Consider the following 17,880-nt stretch of genomic DNA (forward strand, 5'->3'; position numbering starts at 1 on the left):
ATCGCGACAACCGGGTTCGGCGCGGCTTTCGCCAATGTGCCGGTCGCGTGCTTCGCGCGTGGGACCATGATCCAGACCGCGACCGGGCCGGTCAGCGTCGAGAATCTGGGCATCGGCGATCGCGTTCTGACGGCCGAGGGTGATCTGAAGCCGATCATCTGGATCGGCAGCACCGTCAAATGCGCCGATGCGCTGGCCGCGGCACCGCATCTGCGTCCGATCAGGATTGCCGCGGGCGCCCTGGGCGCGGGCAAGCCCCATGCCGATCTGGTCGTGTCGCCCCAGCATCGGGTTCTGGTCCGGTCCCGGATCGCGCAGCGCATGTTCGGCACCGACGAGGTTCTGGTCGCCGCCAAGCAATTGCTGGAAGTTGACGGCATCGACCTCGCCGGCGACATGGCCGAGATGGAGTATTTCCACTTTCTGCTGGATTGCCATTCGATCGTCGTCTCGAACGGTGCCGAAACCGAAACGATGTTCACGGGCCCCGAGGCGCTGAAATCGGTGGGACGCCAGGCACGGCGCGAAATTCTGGACCTGTTCCCCGAACTTGCGGATGCGGATTATCGCCCGGTCCCGGCGCGTGAACTGGCGCCGGGTCGCAAGGCCCGCCAGCTTGCATCGCGCCACGCCCGCAACGGATCAGCCCTGATCGAACAGTAAAGCATGGTCGGGGCGGGCCTGGGCCCGCCTTGCCGCTGCGCGCGGCGCAAGCGGTCTATTTGCGCCAGCGGTCCAGTTGCACGACCTCGCCGCCGCCCGGCGGAACATCATCCGGGCCATCGTCGCTGCTGTCTGCGACGTCCAGATCGAATTCGGCGCCGGCTTCTTCATCCTCATCTTCGTCCTCGTCGCCGTCCTGCGTTTCGAATCGCAGGCCGAATTCGACCGAGGGATCGACGAAGGTGCGCAGGGCGTCGAAGGGGACGCGCATCGGTTCGGGCGAATTGCCGAAATTGAGCGTGATGGTGAACCCCTGGTCATCGACGGTCAGATTGTCGAACCAGTGCTGGATGACGATGGTCATTTCTTCGGGATACCGTTCCCGCAGCCAATCGGCCATCTCGACGCCTTCGTCGCGGGTGTCGAAGGTGATGAAGAAGTGATGCTCGCCCGGCAGACCATTTTCCGCAACGCCTTCAAGGACGTCGGCAATCAGACCTTGCATCGCCCGATGCATCATGCCGCCATAATCGATCCCGGATCGTGCCATGCCGTCATCCTTTTGCTTGCGCGTCAGCATAGGCATATGGACGTCGATGAAAAGAGGGGGGCGCGACTTTCGTGAAAGGCCGTCGCCCCCACGGATGCGATCAGAACACGCCGAACAGATACAGGATCACGATGATCACGACCGGCACGCCCAGCCACCACGCGACAAGCCCCTTCATGGAAAATCTCCTTTTCCGGATGTCTTGGCAAACGTGATGGATTACGCGGCAGTTCCGCGCGGACAGGCTGATGAAAGGGTGAAGGTGCAGGATTCTGTTGCCAGGCTCCTGCGGGCCCCGCCTTACGCTGCTAGGCGGAAGGGCTTAGGTTTCGATCTCTCGAACTGCTTACGCAGCCAGAGCGACCGGAGCACGGTTGTCGTTGGCAACTGTACATTTTGCACCGATAACGGTGGTGGCTCACCGGGACAAAGCATAACCCCTTTAGACGTTCGTCGATCCTGTTTCGGCCCCATGTTCCCCCAACGAGGGTTTTTGGTGGAGCCGCCGGGTACCGCCCCCGGGTCCGATCCGCGTATTACGAGCGCGTTTATGTCCATAGTCCGGCTTGCACCGGACATCATGAATATAGGCAGGCGGCCCCGTCTTCGCAACCGCAACCATGGTGGGATTCAGGCGAAACCTTCCGATCGCGGCAGGCCCGATCCGGCCAAGCGTGGATGACGAGATCCGGCAGGTTTCGAACCTGTCCCGGATGATCTTGCCGCTCGCAGATGTCATCGCCGCATTGTCGCCTCCGGGCAGGCGCGCGCCCGGCGATCCGATCGGCGCCGGCTCGGCAGACGGGACGGGCGGCCGTCGCGGGCCGGCCTGATAGTCATCAGGATCGTCGAAACCGGCGGCCAGGCGGATCGCGCCGCCAGTCCTTCGCAGACAGCGAAAAGGCCCCCTTCGCCGGGGCCTTTTGCTGGTCATCTTCGCTATCGGTACTCAGGCCGCGCGTCGACTGGTTTTGCGGTCGCCCTGGACAAGGGCGCCGTGCAGCGACCTGATGACGGACTTCATCTGATCGCGTTCGACGATGAACTGCACATCCACCTGACGCGGCCCCTGCGTGGCGCCGATCGCCTCCAGCCCGTTCTCGGCCAGAGCGTTCAGCCCACGGCTGAGCACCGAAAGGCCATCCATGTCGCGCCCGACCGCTGCGACCATCGAGATCGCGCGCGAGGAGATTTCGGCCGAAGGATATTTCTCGGCCAGATCCTTCTCGACCCGGCGCAGCACCTTGAGGCTGCTGTCCACGTAATGCGTGATCGTGTTGGCGTTCGACACCTTGGACACGATGCGCACGCTGTGGCGCGTCAGCGTGTCGATGATCGCCGCGTCATAGCCCTTGACCCCGACCATGTCCTGTTCGAACAATTCGAAGGCGAAAAGATCCAGCCCGGTGACGATTTCGACCGCCGCTTCCTCGGCAGGCTGGTCGTCGATCAGCGTTCCGGGATCCTCGGGCTCGAATGCATTGGTCACGCGCAGCGGCACGCCGGATTGACGCAGGGTCTTGGCGGCCTTCGGATGGATCGCCTCCATCCCGAGGTTGGAAAGCTGGTCGGCGACATCGTAATTGGTCCGGCCCAGCTTGCGCACGGCATCGGGTCCGACCAGATTCGGATCGGCCGAGGACAGGTGGAATTCCTTGTGGATGATCGCCTCGCGCGCGCCGGTCAGCGCCGCCAGCCGCGAGAAGGTCACTTCCGAATAGCCGCGGTCGAATTCGTGCATCAGCCCTTCGGCGCATTGCGCATAGCCGGTGACGACGGGCATCTCGGATGCCGGATCGACACCGTTCATCGCACCCTGGATGCGTTCGTCCAGCGAAACCTCGCCTTCGTCACGCCAGCCCGACAGATCGACGAAGCGGGCGTTCACGCCAGCGCGTCGCAGCATCAGCGTGGTGGCGTAGGCCGAATGCGATTCGCCCAGGCCGGACAGCAGTTCACGGATCTGCAGCATGTGCTGGGACAGGCGGAAATGGCCATAGGAACACAGGCGTTGCAGGTCGATCAGGCAGTTGCGGGCGCCCAGGATCCGTTCGCGCACGAAAGTGTCGGCGCTTTCGATATCGGCGGGGTGATCCAGCACCTTGTTGTGGGCCGCGATCATCCGGGTTTCGACCCGGTCCAGCGCGTCGTGCCAGCCATAGCCGCTGTCGGATTGCGCGAACGAGGCGTAGACGCCGGATTCGCCCGATTTCTTGTGTTCCAGCAGCAGGTCGGTAATGCCGCCAAAGGCGGAGACGACGAAGATGCGGTTATAGAGATCGGCGCCCGAGCGACTGCCGATCAGCAGCGTGTCGCGCAATTCGTTCACCCGCGACATGGTCGTGCCGCCGATCTTTTCGACCGTATGATGGTTCGGGGTGCTGTTCATGGCTCAGGCCGTTTCTTCCACCGGGGCGTAGGATCCATCCTCGCGATGGACTTCGGTTCCGGTGACGGGCGGATTGAAGCAGCAGGCCATGACCAGTTCTTCCTCGGCCCGAAGGGTGTGCCGGTCATGCAGGTTCAGCGCATACATGACGCCGGGCCTGATCTCGTGTGTCTCGCCCGTGCCCAGGTCGGTGATCGACCCGCGACCGGACATGCAATAGACGCTTTCGAAATGGTGCTTGTAGTGGAAGGTGTGTTCCGACCCTGCCTCCAGAGTGGTGATGTGGAAGGAAAAGCCCATTCCGTCATCGGCCAGAAGCATCCTCACCGAATTCCAGCGCGCGTCGCTGACCGAACGGTCGGTGTCTTTCAGCTTGTTGAAATCGCGAACAATCATGTCTTCTACTCCGCAGCGATCCTGGTGGTGTCGAGGGTGTCGTGCGCTGCCTGCAGCAGGATGTCGAAACCCTTTTCGAATGTGTCGGCGGGCGTGGTCAGAGGGGCCAGCACCTTGACGACCTGTCCGTCGCTGCCCGAGGTCTCGATCACAAGGCCCATCTCATAGGCGCGGCCACAGATCTTTCCGGCCAGATCACCCGTTCCGACATCGACACCGCGCATCAGCCCGCGACCCTTCAGGAAGGCGCCGGGAACCAGGTCCGCCAGTTCGGTCAGACGGCGTTCGATCAGTGCGGCCTTGTCGGCCAGTTCCGTCTGGAAGGCATCATCCGACCAGAATTTCTCGATCGCGACGCGGGCCGTCACGAAAGCATGGGTGTTGCCCCGGAAGGTGCCGTTATGTTCGGCGGGGCCGAAGATGTCATGTTCGGGACGAACCAGAACCAGCGCCAGCGGCAGGCCGAAGCCCGAAATCGACTTGGCCATGGTGACGATATCCGGCGTGACATCCATCTTCTCGAACGAAAAGAACGTCCCCGAACGGCCACAGCCTGCCTGGATGTCGTCGATGATCAACAATGCGCCGTGTTTTCTGGCGACCTCCGCCACGTCGCGAACGAAGTCGGCCGATGCGGCGTTCAGGCCACCTTCGCCCTGGATCGTTTCCAGCATGATCGCGGCCGGCGCGTCGATTCCGCCCGAGGCGTCGGACAGCATCTGATCCAGCAAAGCGGCTCCGTCGATGCCCTTGGCAAACCCGTCATAGGGCATCCGTGTCACGCCCTGTGTGTCCATCGCGGCGCCGCCGCGGTGATAACTGTTGCCCGTCGCGGCCAGCGCGCCCATGGTCACGCCGTGAAAGCCGTTGGTGAAGGCAATGATGTTGGTGCGCCCGGTCTTCTTGCGGGCGATTTTCATCGCTGCCTCGACGGCGTTGGCGCCGGTCGGGCCCGTGAACATCACCCGGTGATCCATGCCGCGCGGCGACAGGATGTGGCGATCCAGCGCGTCGAGAAAGCGCGCCTTGGTGTCGGTATGCAGGTCCAGACCGTGTGCAATCCCGTCGCCGGCGATGTGGTCGATCAGCGCGGCCTTCATGTCGGGATCATTGTGGCCGTAGTTCAGCGACGAGCAGCCGGCGAGAAAGTCGATATATTCCGCGCCCTCGGCATCTTTCAGGATCGAGCCGCTGGCCGATGTGAAGACCGCGGGGATGCTGCGGCAATAGGACCGCGCTTCGCTTTCGCGTCGGGTGAAGATGTCGGTTTGGATTTGAATGTCTTTCGGCATGACGTGTCCTTTCGCACCTCGGTGCGTCGGTGAAAATCTGGTTCGGATGGCGGCCTTCAGGCGGCGCTGGAGACGTCGCCTTCGTCGGGAAGCGTGATCGTGACCATGTGTTCGGTCGCGTGCTGACCGTCAAAGTGATCGTCGCGCTTGTAATGCGCCTCGTCCGACAGATCGCCGCCCATGCGGCGGGCAAAGCTGCGAAACAGCGCCCAGGACGCCTCGTTGTCCCGGGTGATCGTGGTGTTCAACTGCGACGCCTCGGCGCAGGCGTCGCGGCCGATCAGGTGTTCCAGCATCCGCCGGCCGAGGCCCAGCCCGCGCGCCTTTGGGCTGACCGCCACCTGCCACACGAACAGGGCATCCTCGTTGGGGATCATGTGCCCCGAGACCCAGCCCACGATGTCACCCTCCATTTCGGCGACGACGCAGGTGTCGCGGAAATGTTCGGCCTGCACGATGTTGCAATACATCGAATTCTGATCCAGCGGCTTGCACGCGCGGATCAGTTCCCAGATGGCCGAACCGTCGGTGCTTTCCGGCTTGCGCAGCGTCAGCGTCCGACGGCGGGGGGGTTCGATGTTCAACACGTCCTTGGGCATCTGATCTGTCCTCATTTGCTTTGACAGTCTAACTAGTAAAACCGCCTTCCGGTTGCAACATCTAAGGGAAAATTTGGGCGAAAACAGCTAAATAGCTATAATTCAATGGCTTTCGGGGAGGTTGTGCCGCGAGACATGCAAAAATGCGCTTAGTCAAGTAAAATATTTTACGCCGACACTTGCCGATTGCGCCGGATCGGGCCTTCCGGCATGATCCTGCCATGAGCCAGGCCGACCCTCATCGCGTTGACGAGGCGCTGATCGCGCTGCGCCGCATTTTGCGTGCAACGCAGCTGCATGAGCGGGAACTGGCCCATGCCGCGGGCCTGACCCCGGCCAAGCTGCGGGTTCTGCAGATCCTCGAAGGACGAGAGGGCGGCAGCGCCACACCGACGGCTCTGGCCGGACAGATGGGGGTCAGCCAGGCGACGGTCACGACGCTGGTCGATCAGCTCGAACGGCGCGGCCATGCCGGGCGGCATCGGTCGCACAGCGACCGCCGGCAGACCAATGTGGTGATCACCGAACGGGGTCGGCAGGCATTGCAGACTGCCCCCGATGCGCTGCAACAGCATTTCGTGCGCAGCTTCGCGCAAATGGCCGATTGGGAACAGGCGATGCTGATTGCCAACCTGGAACGCGCCGCCGCGATGCTGAACGCGGATGGTTTCGACGCCTCGCCGGTCCTGGCGACCGGCGAGATCCATATCGTCTCGCGCTAGGGTTTACGCGCCCCAGGGACCGTGCTTGTCGTCGATCCCGTCCACACGCTCGAATCCGTGGGCGCCGAAGAAATCGCGCTGCGCCTGGATCATGTTGGCGGTGCCGCGCGCGGTGCGCATCATGTCGAACCAGATCAGACCGGCCGACAGGGCGGGCAGGGCATGGCCCGCGCCGACACCCTGGGTCACTACCTGACGCAAGGCCGGCAGACCGTCCGCGACCAGCCGGGCGAAATCGGGGGCAAGGACCAGATTGCGGCCGGGATCCTCGCTCAGCGCCTTTGCCATGTCGTTCAGCATCGCGGACCGGATGATGCAGCCGGCCCGCCAGACCCGCGCGATCTGCGGCAGTTCCAGCGTCCAGCCGAATTTGCCCGAAGCCGCCGCCAGCATCGAAAAGCCCTGCGCATAGCACAGGATCTTGCCGGCGATCAGTGCCTTTTCCAGCGTCTCGGGCGCGATCCGGCAGGGCTGGGGCGCGGCGCCGAATCGGTCCTGCCAGCTGCGCCGTTCCTCCAGCCGGGCCGAAACATTGCGCGCCATCACCGCCGCCTCGATCACCGGAATCGGTGCCGCCAGATGCTGGGCTTCGATGGCGGTCCAGCGACCGGTGCCCTTCTGGCCGGCGCGGTCCAGGATCATGTCGATGACCGGCTTGCCGGTATGGCTGTCTGCGGCCGCCGTGACCCTGGCGGAAATCTCGACGAGGTAGGATTGCAGGACGCCCTTGTCCCAGCCCGCGAAGATCCCCGAGATCGCGGCGGCATCCATTCCCATCCCGTCGCGCATGATGCCATAGATCTCGGCGATCATCTGCATGTCGGCATATTCGATGCCGTTATGGACCATCTTGACGAAATGGCCCGCCCCGGCATCGCCCATCCGCGCGGCGCAGGGGGTGCCGTCTTCCGCCTTGGCGCTGATGGCGGTCAGGATCGGGGCCACGCGGTCCCAGTCGGCCTGGGTGCCACCGCCCATGATCGAGGGGCCGTGCCGGGCGCCTTCCTCGCCGCCCGATACGCCCATGCCGAGAAAATGGAAGGGCAGGCCGGCGGCAGCGCGGCGGTCGGTGTCGCGGAAATCGGCATTGCCGGCGTCGATGACCAGATCCTCGGCGTCCAGCAAAGGGCTCAGCGCCTCAAGCTGATCGTCCACCGGCTGACCGGCCGGCACCATCAGGATGATGGCCCGCGGCGGCTGGATGGCGGCCACCAGCTGGGCCAGGGTTTCGGTCGCAATCACCCGGTCCGCCAACGCGGCCGCTTCGGCCTTGAAACGGTGCGTGACGCTGGTCGTGCGGTTCCAGACGGCGATGGGAAAGCCCTTCTCGGCGATGTTCAGCGCCAGGGCCGCGCCCATGGTGCCCAAGCCGATCAATCCGATTTGTGCCTTGTCCGTCATGGCGAAAGCCTCCGATTCCGATGGTTCCGCAAGCCATAATCCGCGCGGCGGCGGAAGTCACGCGACCGCGCTTTTGCAGAACGTGCATTTTTTCCTTTTCTTTATACGAACACTTATTATATGTGCCCGTATGAAAACGCAAAGCGAGTCGTTCGAGGCCAAGAAGCGCTGCGGTCTGCTGTTGCAGGAGGCCGCAGCCCTGCTGCGCCGCGAATTCGAGCATGCGGCCGGCCCCGAGGGGCTGACGCTGACCCAGTGGCGGGTCATGGGCCAGCTTGCGCAGCACCCGGACGGGCTGCGGCAGGCGGCGCTTGGCAAGGCGATCAATGCCTCGGCGATGACGGTCAGCGATGTGGCCGAACGGCTGGAGGGCGCGGGCTTCATCCGTCGCGAACCCGATCCCGGCGACAGCCGCGCCAAGCTTGTGCGCGTGACGCCGCAGGGCGCGGTTTTGCTGGACCGGATGCGCGAGACGGCTTCGGGCATCCTGGGGCGGGCGCTGGCCGGGCTGGCCGAGGATGACAGGACAATGCTGGCCGATCTGCTTGGGCAGGTCATCGCGAACCTTCAGGATCGGCCGTGACGGAAAGGGCGAACGGGATGAATGCCGAGACGGGAAAGATGAAGGATGCCGAGGCCGTGCCCGCAAGTGCGGCGGTCGCGGCGCAGGCCGCGCCTGTGCCGAAAAGGCGCAAGGGGCGGCGGCGGATGCTGATGGCTGCGGTGCCTCTGGCGCTGGTGCTGGCCGGGGGCGGTTACTGGCTGACGGGCGGGCGCTACGTGACGACCGACAATGCCTATGTGCATCAGCCGATGATTCCGGTCTCGGCCGATGTCAGCGGTCGCATCACCGAGGTTGATGTGACCGAAAACCAGCAGATCGCGGCCGGCGCGCCGATCTTCCGGCTGGATCCCGAACCTTACCGGATCGCGGTGGCACAGGCCGAGGCGGCGCTGGCGTCGGCGCGGCTGGCCGTCGAACAGCAGCGCGCCGCCTATGCCACGGCCGAGGCGCAGCTCGAGGCGGCCCGGAGTATCCTCGAGGTGCAGAATCGTGAACAGGAACGCCGGCAGGCGCTGGTCAAGCGGGGCGTCAATTCCGCCGCTTCGCTGGATGACGCGACCGTGGCCACGCGCAATGCCAGCAACGATGTCGCCATCGCCCGGCGTCAGCGCGATGCGGCGGCGGCGGCCCTGGGCGGCGATCCGACGGCACAGACCGACGATCTGCCCGCCGTTCGCGCCGCCATCGCGCGACTGGACGCGGCCCGTCGCGACCTGGCCAAGACCCGGATCGACGCGCCGGTTTCCGGCACCGTGGCCCAGGTCGGCAGCCTGAATGTCGGCCAGTTCGTGCAGGCCGGATCGGGGATCGCCACCCTGGTCGATGCCAACGACACCTGGATCGAGGCGAATTTCAAGGAGACCCAGCTTCAGGGGATCCGGACCGGTCAGCCCGTCTCGGTCGAACTCGATGCCTATCCCGATCTGGAATTGCGCGGCAAGGTGGGCAGCATCGGCGCCGCGACCGGATCGCAGTTCTCGCTGATCCCGGCGCAGAATGCGACCGGCAACTGGGTCAAGGTGGTTCAGCGTCTGCCCGTGCGCATCCAGCTTGACGGCGCGCCTGCGGGCGTTCTGCGCAACGGCTTTTCGGCCCGGGTCTCTATCGATACCGGCAAGAGCCGCCTGGACCAGCTGAGATGAGCGCCGCGCCCGTCCTGTCCGCACCCAACCTGCGCGTGGCGGCGCCGGGCTGGCTGACGGCCGCGATCATCATCGCGACCGTGATGCAGGTGCTGGACACCACCATCGCCAATGTCGCGCTGCCGCACATGGCGGCCAGTCTGGGCGCCACGCAGGAGGAAAGCACCTGGGTGCTGACCTCTTATATCGTGGCCGCTGCCATCGCCACGCCGCTGACCGGCTGGGCCGCCGACCGGTTCGGCCGGCGCATGGTTTTCGCCGCCGCCATCGCGGGCTTCGTCCTGACCTCGGTTGCCTGCGGATTGTCGACCAGCCTGCCCGAGATGGTGCTTTTCCGCGTTCTGCAAGGCATCACCGGAGCGGTTCTGATCCCGCTGGCGCAGTCGGTGCTGCTGGACATCAACCCGCGCGAGAAGATCGGGCAGGCGATGGCGATCTACGGCGCGGGGATCATGGTCGGCCCGATCATCGGTCCGACGCTGGGCGGCTGGCTCACCGAAGTCTTCAACTGGCGCTATGTCTTCTTTGTCAACCTGCCGGTGGGCCTGATCGCGCTGACCGGGGTGCTGATCTTCATGCCGCGCGAGGAAACCCGCGCCCGCCGCTTCGACGTGTTCGGCTTCGCGATGCTGGCTCTGGCGGTCGGCGCCTTGCAGATGCTGCTGGATCGCGGGCAATCGGTGGACTGGTTCCAGTCGGCCGAGATCTGGCTTTACCTGGCGCTGGCGATCTCGGGGCTGTGGGTCTTTGTGATCCATTGCCTGACCGCCGAGGATCCCTTCATCAATCTGGGCATGTTCCGCGACCGCAATCTTGTCATGGGGCTGATCTTCATCTTCGTGATCGGGATGACGCTGTTTTCCGGTCTCGCGCTGCTGCCGCCGCTGCTGCAAAAGCTGATGGGCTATCCGGTGATCTCGACCGGCCTGGTCATGGCCCCGCGAGGCGTCGGCACGATGCTGTCCATGGTGCTGGTGGGACGCCTGGTGGCGCGATACGACGCCCGCCTGCTGGTGGTCTTCGGCCTCGCCATGACGGCGCTGTCGCTGTACATGATGACCGGCTTCGAGACACAGATGAACGCGCGCCCGATCATCCTGTCGGGGATCCTGCAAGGCTTCGGGCTGGGCTTTGTCTTCGTGCCGCTGTCCACGCTGACCTTCGCCACGATCGCCGCCAGGTTCCGGGGCGACGCGACCTCGATGTTCAGCCTTGTGCGCAATGTCGGGTCGGGCGTCGGGATATCGCTGGTCACGACGGTTCTGGCGCGGATGAGCGTGATCAACCACGAGGAAATCGCCAGCAGCCTGACGGCCGGGTCGCCGCAGGTCCGCCTGCAGCTTGCGGGGCTGTTGTCGGGCAATCCGTTGACAGCCAGCATCGCCGACATGCTGGTCAGCCAACAGGCCGCGATGATCGCCTATATCGACAACTTCATGCTGATGATGCTGCTGACCGTGGTGGTGTTTCCGATCGTGCTGCTGCTGCGAAAGCCCGGACAGGCCCCCAGGGGCGCGGCCGAGCCGGTGCATATGGAGTGATCGGCCGCGGCGCGGTCAGCCCCGCGCCCGGCGCCCGCCGCGACGGCTGCCGCTGGTACCGGTGCCGGCGGCGGCCTTGCTGGCTTCGGCATAGGTCGCGCCGGCCCCGACCGCCTCGATCACGCGGGCAAAGCGGATCCATTCGCCTCCATTGGGATCGTGGTTCATCAGCATGTTGGCGGCGCGGATCGCCTCCATCTCGACCATGCGGACCGGGTTCATGATGGCGCTGGTCATGCCCGCGCCGATGGCCATCGGCAGGAAGGCCGCGTTGACGCCGTGGCGGTGGGGCAGGCCGAAGCTGATATTGCTGGCCCCGCAGGTGGTGTTCACGCCAAGCTCGTCGCGCAGGCGGCGGATCAGGGCGAAGACCTGTCGGCCGGCCGTCGCCATCGCGCCGATCGGCATGACCAGAGGATCGACGACGATGTCATGGGCCGGGATGCCGAAATCGGCGGCGCGCTCGACGATCTTTCTGGCCACGGCGAAGCGCACCTCGGGGTCTTCGCTGATGCCGGTATCGTCGTTGCTGATCGCCACGACGGGCACGTTGTATTGCTTGACCAGCGGCAGGACCAGTTCCAGACGTTCCTCTTCGCCGGTCACGCTGTTCAGCAGCGGGCGGCCGTTGCAGGTCTCCAACCCCGCCTTCAGCGCGCCGGGAACCGAGCTGTCGATGCACAAGGGCACATCGACCAGCGCCTGAACGCGCGCGATCAGTTCGGGCATCAGCACCGGTTCCACGAAATTGTTGTCGGCATAGCGCGGGTCTTCGGCCATCCTGTTGGTGAAGACCGCGCCGGAATTCACATCCAGCACCATCGCCCCGCAGGCCACCTGTTCCAGCGCGTCTCGTTCCACGGTCGAGAAATCGCCCGCCTCCAGTTCCGCCGCCAGCTTCTTGCGGCCGGTCGGGTTGATGCGTTCGCCGATCACGCAGAACGGCTCGTCAAAGCCGATGATGACGGTCTTGGTGGCGGATTCCAGAACGGTGCGGGTCATGGGCGTGCCTTCCTATTCGCCGCGGGCGCGCGACAGCCAGTCGGTCGAGGCGGCGATGCCACCCAGCGGGAAGACATGCGCGGCAGCGATGGGAAAGTCGGGATCGTCCTGCCTGGCGCGGGCAAGAGCGCCGACGAAATCGGTCGGCTCATAGGGAAGCAGCAGCTTGGTCACGTCGCGGGCGCGGCGCTGAAGAACCCGCAGGCTGGGGCCGACGCCGCACATGATGGCGAATTTCAGCATGGTCTGCAGTTTGGCCGGGCCGGCGACGCCGATGCGGATGGGCATGTCGATACCCGCCGCGCGAAGGCGTCCGGCCCAGTCGATGCAGGGCTGCGCCTCGAAGGCGAACTGGGTCACGATCTGCATGTCGGCATCGGTGCGGGCGGCGAAATCGGCTTTCCAGCGCAAAGCGCGCATCACTTCGGCCTCGCCGCCATCGGGGTCGATGTCGCGGTTGCCCTCGGGGTGGCCGGCGATGAACAAATGGCGGAAATCGCCGAAAAGGCCGGTCTCCAGCAATTGCATCGAATCGCGGAATTCTCCCTTCGGCGCAGACAGACCGCCGCCCAGCAGCAGCGCGCCCTCGGCGCCCGCATCGCGATAGCCGGCGACCCATTCGTTCAGCGCCGCGCGGCTGGGAACGATTCGGGCCGGGACATGCGGCACCGGCCGAAAGCCGTCGCGCGCCAGACGGGCGACGGTGGCCTGCATGTCGGCGGGCGCGGTGCCATCGATATGGGCCACGAAGACCAGCGTTCCGGCGGGCAGACGGTCGCGCAGATCGGAAACGCCCGCAGCAGTGCGTGGCATCACCTCGATCGAGGCGCCTTGCAGGAAGGCCGCCATCGGGGCCGCGCTGCGCGAAGGGGTCCGGAATTGCATCAGGGCCATCTTGTCCTGCCTCCTGCCAAAACGTGTCGTCAATCCTTGCGCCCGCCCGACGCGATCAGGTCGCGCAGACGGGCGGTGTCGTATTCCGTCTCGATCCGTGTCGCCAGCGCCTGCGCATCCTCGGCCTGAACCGTCTCGCGCCGCCATTCGCCCAGATAATCGTCGGTGCCCGAAAGCCCCGCCTTCATTGCCGCCCGGTCGATCGCCTGCTCGAACCGCTCGTCCAGCGTGATCCGAACCGCGCCCCGGCCCTTGCCTTGCAGCACCTGCGCGGGAATATCGCGCCACAGAACCAGCGTCACATCGGCCATCGTCGGCGTCCTCCGTCTCGCCCCCTCATAGCCACGGATCGCGCCGCCGCGCCGCGCATTTGCGACCATGGCGCGGGGGATTTGCGACCTGTGTCGCAAACTGGCGCCCGAAACGCCGCTCTCGCGTGGCGGCGCACCCTTGATCGCAGGCGGGCGGCAGGCTACCTTTCGGACAACTTGTCATCGGAGGGCGTGTGTCATGACGCCCAGGCGTCCTGCGGGTGCGGACGCGTTCCCGAAAAATACGGTCGAGCCGTCAGGCACCCGACAACCCGAGGAAGGGGCACTGTATGCTGCCCTCGACCTCGGCACAAATTCGTGCCGGATGCTGATTGCGCGACCGCGCGGCAGTCAGTTTCAGGTCATCGACAGCTTTTCCAAGCCGGTTCAGCTTGGTCTGGGGCTGGAGGCTTCGGGGCGGCTGTCCCGCGGTTCGATGGCGCGCACCGTTCACGCCCTGCAGGTATGCCGGCGCAAGCTGGATCAGCATCGGGTTCGCAACATGCGCCTGGTCGCGACCGAGGCCTGCCGGCGCGCGCGCAACAGCCGCGATTTCCTGCGCAGCATCCGCCGCGAGACCGGCCTGCCGGTCGAGATCATCGATGCCGAGGAAGAGGCCCGGCTGGCGGTGATTTCCTGCGCGCCGCTGGTCAGCCAGAAGACCGAGACGCTGATGGTCGTCGATATCGGCGGCGGCTCGACCGAACTGGTCTGGATCGATCTGGAAGATGTCGAGCCCAAGGAACGGCCGCGCGCGATCATGCGGCTGTCGGAAGGTTTCGCCAAGCCGCAGCCGGGCGGCGCGCGGGTGGTGGACTGGATCAGCGTGCCGTTGGGCGTGGCCACGCTGCGCGACCAGTTCGCCGATGTCGAAGACGATCAGGGCCGCTTCGCGCTGATGAGCTGGTATTTCGAGGAAATGCTGGCCGATTTCGCCCCCTATGCGGATGGCTCGCCCGAGGAGGGTTTCCAGATCATCGGCACCTCGGGGACGGTGACGACGGTGGCGGCGTCCTTTCTGGGGCTCAGACGCTATGACCGGACCAAGGTGGACGGGCTGGAAATGAGCAGCGCCCAGATCGACAAGGTGATCCATTCCTATCTGACGCTTGGTCCCGAAGGGCGGCGGGCCGATCCGCGTATCGGCCGTGAACGCCATGCGCTGATCATGTCGGGGGTGGCGATTCTTCAGACGCTGATGCGGGTCTGGCCCACCGACAAGCTGTCGGTCGCCGATCGCGGGCTGCGGGAAGGGTTGCTTTATGCCCAGATGGTGCGCGATGGGGTGCTGACGCCGGATGGGCTGAACGGAGTGGCATGATGGCGAAAGAACCCGGCAGCCGCGCGGGCAAGACCAGCGGACGCGGCCAGCGCGACCTCAAGGTGCGGGTCAAGACCGCCAAGGGGCGCAAGCTGTCTTCGAAATTGTGGCTGGAACGGCAGTTGAACGACCCTTATGTGGCCCGCGCCAGGCGCGATGGCTTTCGCGGGCGGGCGGCCTACAAGATCCTGGAACTGGACGACAAGTATCGGTTTCTGCTGCCCGGCGCACGGGTGGTCGATCTGGGCTGCGCACCCGGCGGCTGGTGTCAGGTCGCGGTGGACCGGGTGAACGCCCTGGGCGACCAATCGGGCAAGGCCGTGGGGCGCGTCATCGGCATCGATCTGCAAGAGGTCGATACCATCGCCGGGGCCGAGATTCATCAGCTCGATTTCCTGTCGGACGGCGCCGACGACAAGGTCAAGCACTGGCTGGGCGGGTCCGCCGATGTGGTCATGTCCGACATGGCGGCCTCTGCGTCGGGGCACAAGGGCACCGATCATCTGCGCATCGTCGCGCTGGTGGAAGCCGCCGCGCAACTGGCGCTGGACATCCTTGAACCCGGCGGAACCTTCGTGGCCAAGGTGCTGGCAGGCGGTGCGGAATCCGAAATGCAGGCTTTGCTGAAGCGCAGCTTTTCCAAGGTCGCCAACGTCAAGCCGCCGGCCAGCCGCAGTGATTCATCCGAGAAATTCGTGGTCGCGACCGGCTTTCGCGGCCGGGGCGGGGAAAATGCCGAAAGCGGCGATCAGCCGGACTGAGCGCGGAAGATTTCGGGCGTGCGGCCGGTTGCGGCGACGCAGGCGCGGGCGAAATGGGCATGGCTGACATAGCCCAGGCGCTCGGCGATCCGGACCGGGCTTTCCTGGCCGTCGCGCAAGGCCTGGAACGCGCGCTCCAGCCGCAGGCGGTTGACAAAGTCGATGGCGCGACAGCCCTGCGTCGCCTGGCAGGCCCGATCCAGTGCTCCGGTGCTGCAATGCAGATCGCGCGCAAGCTCGGCGATGGTGGACTGGTCGCTGCCCATCCGGCTCAGCACCAGGTCCCGGAAACGGGCGATCAGCGACATGTCGGGCCGCGAGCATGCAAGCGCATCGGCGTGGCTGTCGCGTCTGACCCGAGGCGGTAGCCCGGCGATGCAGCGTGCCAGCAGCCCGACCCCGCCGGCATCGGGGCCGGTCGCGGCGGCGAGGTCGCGCAGAATGGTCAGCAATCGTGGCCCCTCCAGGGCGATCTCGGTGGCCAGCGTCGCCGTGGGCAGGCAGGGCCAGGCCAGTTCGGCAAGGCCGCGCGGAAGGATGGCGACATGACCCTGGTCGTCCGGGCCGGGCAGGGCCGCGAAGGCGGTTCCGGCGGGGATATAGTGCAGATCGCCCGCCCCAAGCGTCTGGTCCCGTGCCGGAAAGCGCAGCCGCACCCGTCCCGACATCACCCACAGGATCACGTGATCGCTGCGGATCTGCGGGCGCGGCGGGGTGCCATCGCTGCCCCAGACGAAGCTGGCCAGCGGCAGCAGTTTCAGCGGGCGATGCGCGGCCGGCCGGCGCCCGGCCTGCCATCCCCCCTGCCGCCGGCGCCGGGGGGCATCGGAATCCTCGATCGGTGCAGGCGTGGCGGGAAACGCCGCGACGCCTTTGAAGCCGGGGGACGTGAAGGGAAAGCGAACCGTTTCGCCGGCTTGGGACAGATTCACCGACAGACCTCACCAAGAGTAAACAACCATAGGTAGAATGGCCTGTTTTCGTGGCGTTTTCAATCCTCGGTTCGATACAATTCAAGCGATATCAAGGGGATTCTCCGGCGGGCCACGGTTGCCAGTCATGCATTCGACTGCGAAACCAGATGCGCTGCGACTTGGCATATTGGCGGGTGGCGATCACCGCGCGCTGCACGGCCTCGGCCCGATCGGTTTCGCCGCGCAGGCTGGCCGCCAGTTCCGGCGCGCCGATGGCGCGGGCCCATTGCCGGGACATGTCCCACAGCGGCAGCATGGCGCGCACCTCGTCCAGGGCACCCTGTTCCATCATCAGATCGAAGCGCCGCGCGATCCGGTCCGCCAGCCAGTCGCGATCGGCGGTGACGACAAGGCGCTGGCTGCGCGCGGGCGTGATCAGGGGCGGCGGCGTATCGGCCTGCCATTCCGCAAGCCCGCGACCGGTCGCGCGCCAGACCTCCCAGGCGCGCTGGACACGGGCCGGATTGCGCAGGTCGATCCGGTCGCGGGTCCGCGCATCCAGCCCCGCGATCATCCGCGCAAGTCCTTCCTTGCCTGCCACCAGGGCATCGCCCTCGAACCTGATTTCAGGCGGGACGGGGGGCACATAGGCCAGACCCCGCGTCAGGGCCGTCAGGTAAAGCCCGGTTCCGCCGACGACGATCAGCCTTCGGTCCGTCAGCCGGCCGACATCCTTCAGCCAGTCGCCGACCGAATAGCTGCGATCCGGCGTGACATGACCATAAAGCGCATGGAGTGCCGCGGCCTCGTCGGCGGCCGAGGGGCGCGCCGTCAGAACGCGCCAGCAGGACCAGACCTGCATCGCATCCGCATTGACGATCAGCCCGCCCTGCCGCTCGGCCACCTGCAGCGCAAGCGCGGATTTGCCGCTGGCGGTCGGCCCCGCGATCAGCAGGTGGCGCTCGGCGTCGATCTGATCAAGGCGGGACATCGCCGGGCGGTCCTTGGCCGGTTGAACACGCCCGCCTTTTGCGACATTTTGCGCGGCGATGAAAGCGACCCGCCCCATCAGCCCCATTATCGGCCGCGCTATCAGCCCAGTAGCAGCCGCATTCAGGAAGGATCGGACATGACCGAAGAGAAGGGCGCAGCGCCCGCGCAGTATGGCCGCGTGATGCTGAAGATCTCGGGCGAGGCGCTGATGGGCGACCAGGGCTTCGGTCTGAACCCGCCGACCGTCGCGCGTATCGCCAACGAGGTCGAATCGGTTCAGAAGATGGGCGTCGAGGTCTGCATGGTCATCGGCGGCGGCAACATCTTCCGCGGCCTGCAAGGCAGCGCGCAGGGGATGGAGCGGACGACCGCCGATTACATGGGGATGCTGGCCACCGTGATCAACGGTTTGGCATTGCAAAGC

18 protein-coding genes, 1 other RNA gene and 1 pseudogene are annotated in these 17,880 nt (G+C 65.6%); 8 read left to right on the plus strand and 12 right to left on the minus strand.

Annotation, left to right across the window (positions count from 1 at the left end):
• On the plus strand, positions 1–663 hold a 663-nt coding region (locus B4A72_RS08000), incomplete at its 5' end, for a Hint domain-containing protein (protein WP_292958789.1).
• A 55-nt stretch (positions 664–718) separates the two neighbouring features.
• Here B4A72_RS08000 and B4A72_RS08005 read toward each other — a convergent pair.
• The 6 genes from B4A72_RS08005 to ectA all read right to left on the minus strand — a co-directional run bounded on the left by B4A72_RS08005 (position 719) and on the right by ectA (position 5,889).
• Positions 719–1,213, minus strand: a complete 495-nt coding sequence (locus B4A72_RS08005) for an SspB family protein (protein ID WP_292958791.1) — start codon at positions 1,211–1,213, stop codon at positions 719–721.
• Positions 1,214–1,474: 261 nt separating this feature from the next.
• Positions 1,475–1,829, minus strand: a transfer-messenger RNA (tmRNA) gene (gene ssrA / locus B4A72_RS08010).
• A gap of 333 nt (positions 1,830–2,162) precedes the next feature.
• A complete protein-coding gene (locus B4A72_RS08015; RefSeq protein ID WP_292958793.1) occupies positions 2,163–3,602 on the minus strand; it encodes an aspartate kinase in 1,440 nt (479 codons plus the stop codon).
• Between the two features lie 3 nt (positions 3,603–3,605).
• Positions 3,606–3,998, minus strand: a complete 393-nt coding sequence (locus B4A72_RS08020) for an ectoine synthase (RefSeq protein ID WP_292958795.1) — start codon at positions 3,996–3,998, stop codon at positions 3,606–3,608.
• A gap of 5 nt (positions 3,999–4,003) precedes the next feature.
• Positions 4,004–5,290 carry a diaminobutyrate--2-oxoglutarate transaminase gene (gene ectB / locus B4A72_RS08025; RefSeq protein WP_292958797.1) on the minus strand — a complete coding sequence of 429 codons (1,287 nt, stop codon included), beginning with the start codon at positions 5,288–5,290 and terminating at the stop codon, positions 4,004–4,006.
• A 56-nt stretch (positions 5,291–5,346) separates the two neighbouring features.
• Positions 5,347–5,889: a diaminobutyrate acetyltransferase gene (gene ectA / locus B4A72_RS08030; RefSeq protein ID WP_292958799.1), complete on the minus strand. Its 543-nt coding sequence runs from the start codon at positions 5,887–5,889 to the stop codon at positions 5,347–5,349.
• 221 nt (positions 5,890–6,110) lie between these two features.
• Here ectA and B4A72_RS08035 point away from each other — a divergent pair, with 221 nt between their 5' ends.
• A complete protein-coding gene (locus B4A72_RS08035; protein ID WP_292978306.1) occupies positions 6,111–6,611 on the plus strand; it encodes a MarR family winged helix-turn-helix transcriptional regulator in 501 nt (166 codons plus the stop codon).
• Positions 6,612–6,614: 3 nt separating this feature from the next.
• On the opposite strand, the gene gndA is transcribed toward B4A72_RS08035, so the two are convergent.
• Positions 6,615–8,012, minus strand: a complete 1,398-nt coding sequence (gndA, locus tag B4A72_RS08040) for an NADP-dependent phosphogluconate dehydrogenase (protein ID WP_292958803.1) — start codon at positions 8,010–8,012, stop codon at positions 6,615–6,617.
• 130 nt (positions 8,013–8,142) lie between these two features.
• On the opposite strand from gndA, the gene B4A72_RS08045 reads away from it, so the two are divergent.
• The 3 genes from B4A72_RS08045 to B4A72_RS08055 are packed head-to-tail and all read left to right on the plus strand — an operon-like array spanning position 8,143 to position 11,260.
• Positions 8,143–8,595 carry a MarR family winged helix-turn-helix transcriptional regulator gene (locus B4A72_RS08045; protein WP_292958804.1) on the plus strand — a complete coding sequence of 151 codons (453 nt, stop codon included), beginning with the start codon at positions 8,143–8,145 and terminating at the stop codon, positions 8,593–8,595.
• The gene (locus B4A72_RS08050; RefSeq protein ID WP_292978307.1) at positions 8,592–9,719 is read left to right on the plus strand and encodes an HlyD family secretion protein; all 1,128 of its coding nucleotides are present in this window, start codon (positions 8,592–8,594) and stop codon (positions 9,717–9,719) included. Before B4A72_RS08045 ends, B4A72_RS08050 begins: the two co-directional genes overlap by 4 nt.
• Positions 9,716–11,260: a DHA2 family efflux MFS transporter permease subunit gene (locus B4A72_RS08055; RefSeq protein WP_292958806.1), complete on the plus strand. Its 1,545-nt coding sequence runs from the start codon at positions 9,716–9,718 to the stop codon at positions 11,258–11,260. Before B4A72_RS08050 ends, B4A72_RS08055 begins: the two co-directional genes overlap by 4 nt.
• A gap of 15 nt (positions 11,261–11,275) precedes the next feature.
• Here B4A72_RS08055 and B4A72_RS08060 read toward each other — a convergent pair whose 3' ends face one another.
• Genes B4A72_RS08060 through B4A72_RS08070 form a run of 3 tightly spaced genes read right to left on the minus strand, consistent with a single transcriptional unit; the run spans position 11,276 to position 13,467 of the window.
• Positions 11,276–12,262: a methyltetrahydrofolate cobalamin methyltransferase gene (locus tag B4A72_RS08060; RefSeq protein ID WP_292958807.1), complete on the minus strand. Its 987-nt coding sequence runs from the start codon at positions 12,260–12,262 to the stop codon at positions 11,276–11,278.
• Between the two features lie 12 nt (positions 12,263–12,274).
• Positions 12,275–13,156, minus strand: coding sequence for a methylenetetrahydrofolate reductase (locus B4A72_RS08065; RefSeq protein WP_292958809.1), 882 nt, complete (start codon positions 13,154–13,156; stop codon positions 12,275–12,277).
• A gap of 29 nt (positions 13,157–13,185) precedes the next feature.
• Complete coding sequence (locus B4A72_RS08070) at positions 13,186–13,467, minus strand: virulence factor (protein WP_292958846.1); 282 nt, start codon at positions 13,465–13,467, stop codon at positions 13,186–13,188.
• Between the two features lie 199 nt (positions 13,468–13,666).
• Between B4A72_RS08070 and B4A72_RS08075 the strand changes: the two genes are divergently transcribed.
• Entirely contained in the window at positions 13,667–14,788 is a 1,122-nt protein-coding gene (locus tag B4A72_RS08075; RefSeq protein ID WP_292958811.1) for a Ppx/GppA phosphatase family protein, read from the plus strand.
• Entirely contained in the window at positions 14,788–15,549 is a 762-nt protein-coding gene (locus B4A72_RS08080) for an RlmE family RNA methyltransferase (RefSeq protein ID WP_292958813.1), read from the plus strand. The genes B4A72_RS08075 and B4A72_RS08080 overlap by 1 nt, the downstream gene beginning before the upstream one ends.
• Here the strand turns inward: B4A72_RS08080 and B4A72_RS08085 are convergent.
• Positions 15,537–16,481 carry a helix-turn-helix domain-containing protein gene (locus B4A72_RS08085; RefSeq protein WP_292958814.1) on the minus strand — a complete coding sequence of 315 codons (945 nt, stop codon included), beginning with the start codon at positions 16,479–16,481 and terminating at the stop codon, positions 15,537–15,539. The two genes, B4A72_RS08080 and B4A72_RS08085, sit on opposite strands and share 13 nt — an antisense overlap.
• A gap of 91 nt (positions 16,482–16,572) precedes the next feature.
• The gene (miaA, locus tag B4A72_RS08090; RefSeq protein ID WP_292958816.1) at positions 16,573–17,454 is read right to left on the minus strand and encodes a tRNA (adenosine(37)-N6)-dimethylallyltransferase MiaA; all 882 of its coding nucleotides are present in this window, start codon (positions 17,452–17,454) and stop codon (positions 16,573–16,575) included.
• Between the two features lie 138 nt (positions 17,455–17,592).
• Between miaA and pyrH the strand changes: the two are divergent.
• A pseudogene (gene pyrH / locus B4A72_RS08095) lies at positions 17,593–17,880 on the plus strand (UMP kinase); the annotation flags it as partial.

Source organism: Paracoccus sp. UBA5162 (assembly GCF_002413585.1).
Taxonomy (GTDB): domain Bacteria; phylum Pseudomonadota; class Alphaproteobacteria; order Rhodobacterales; family Rhodobacteraceae; genus Paracoccus.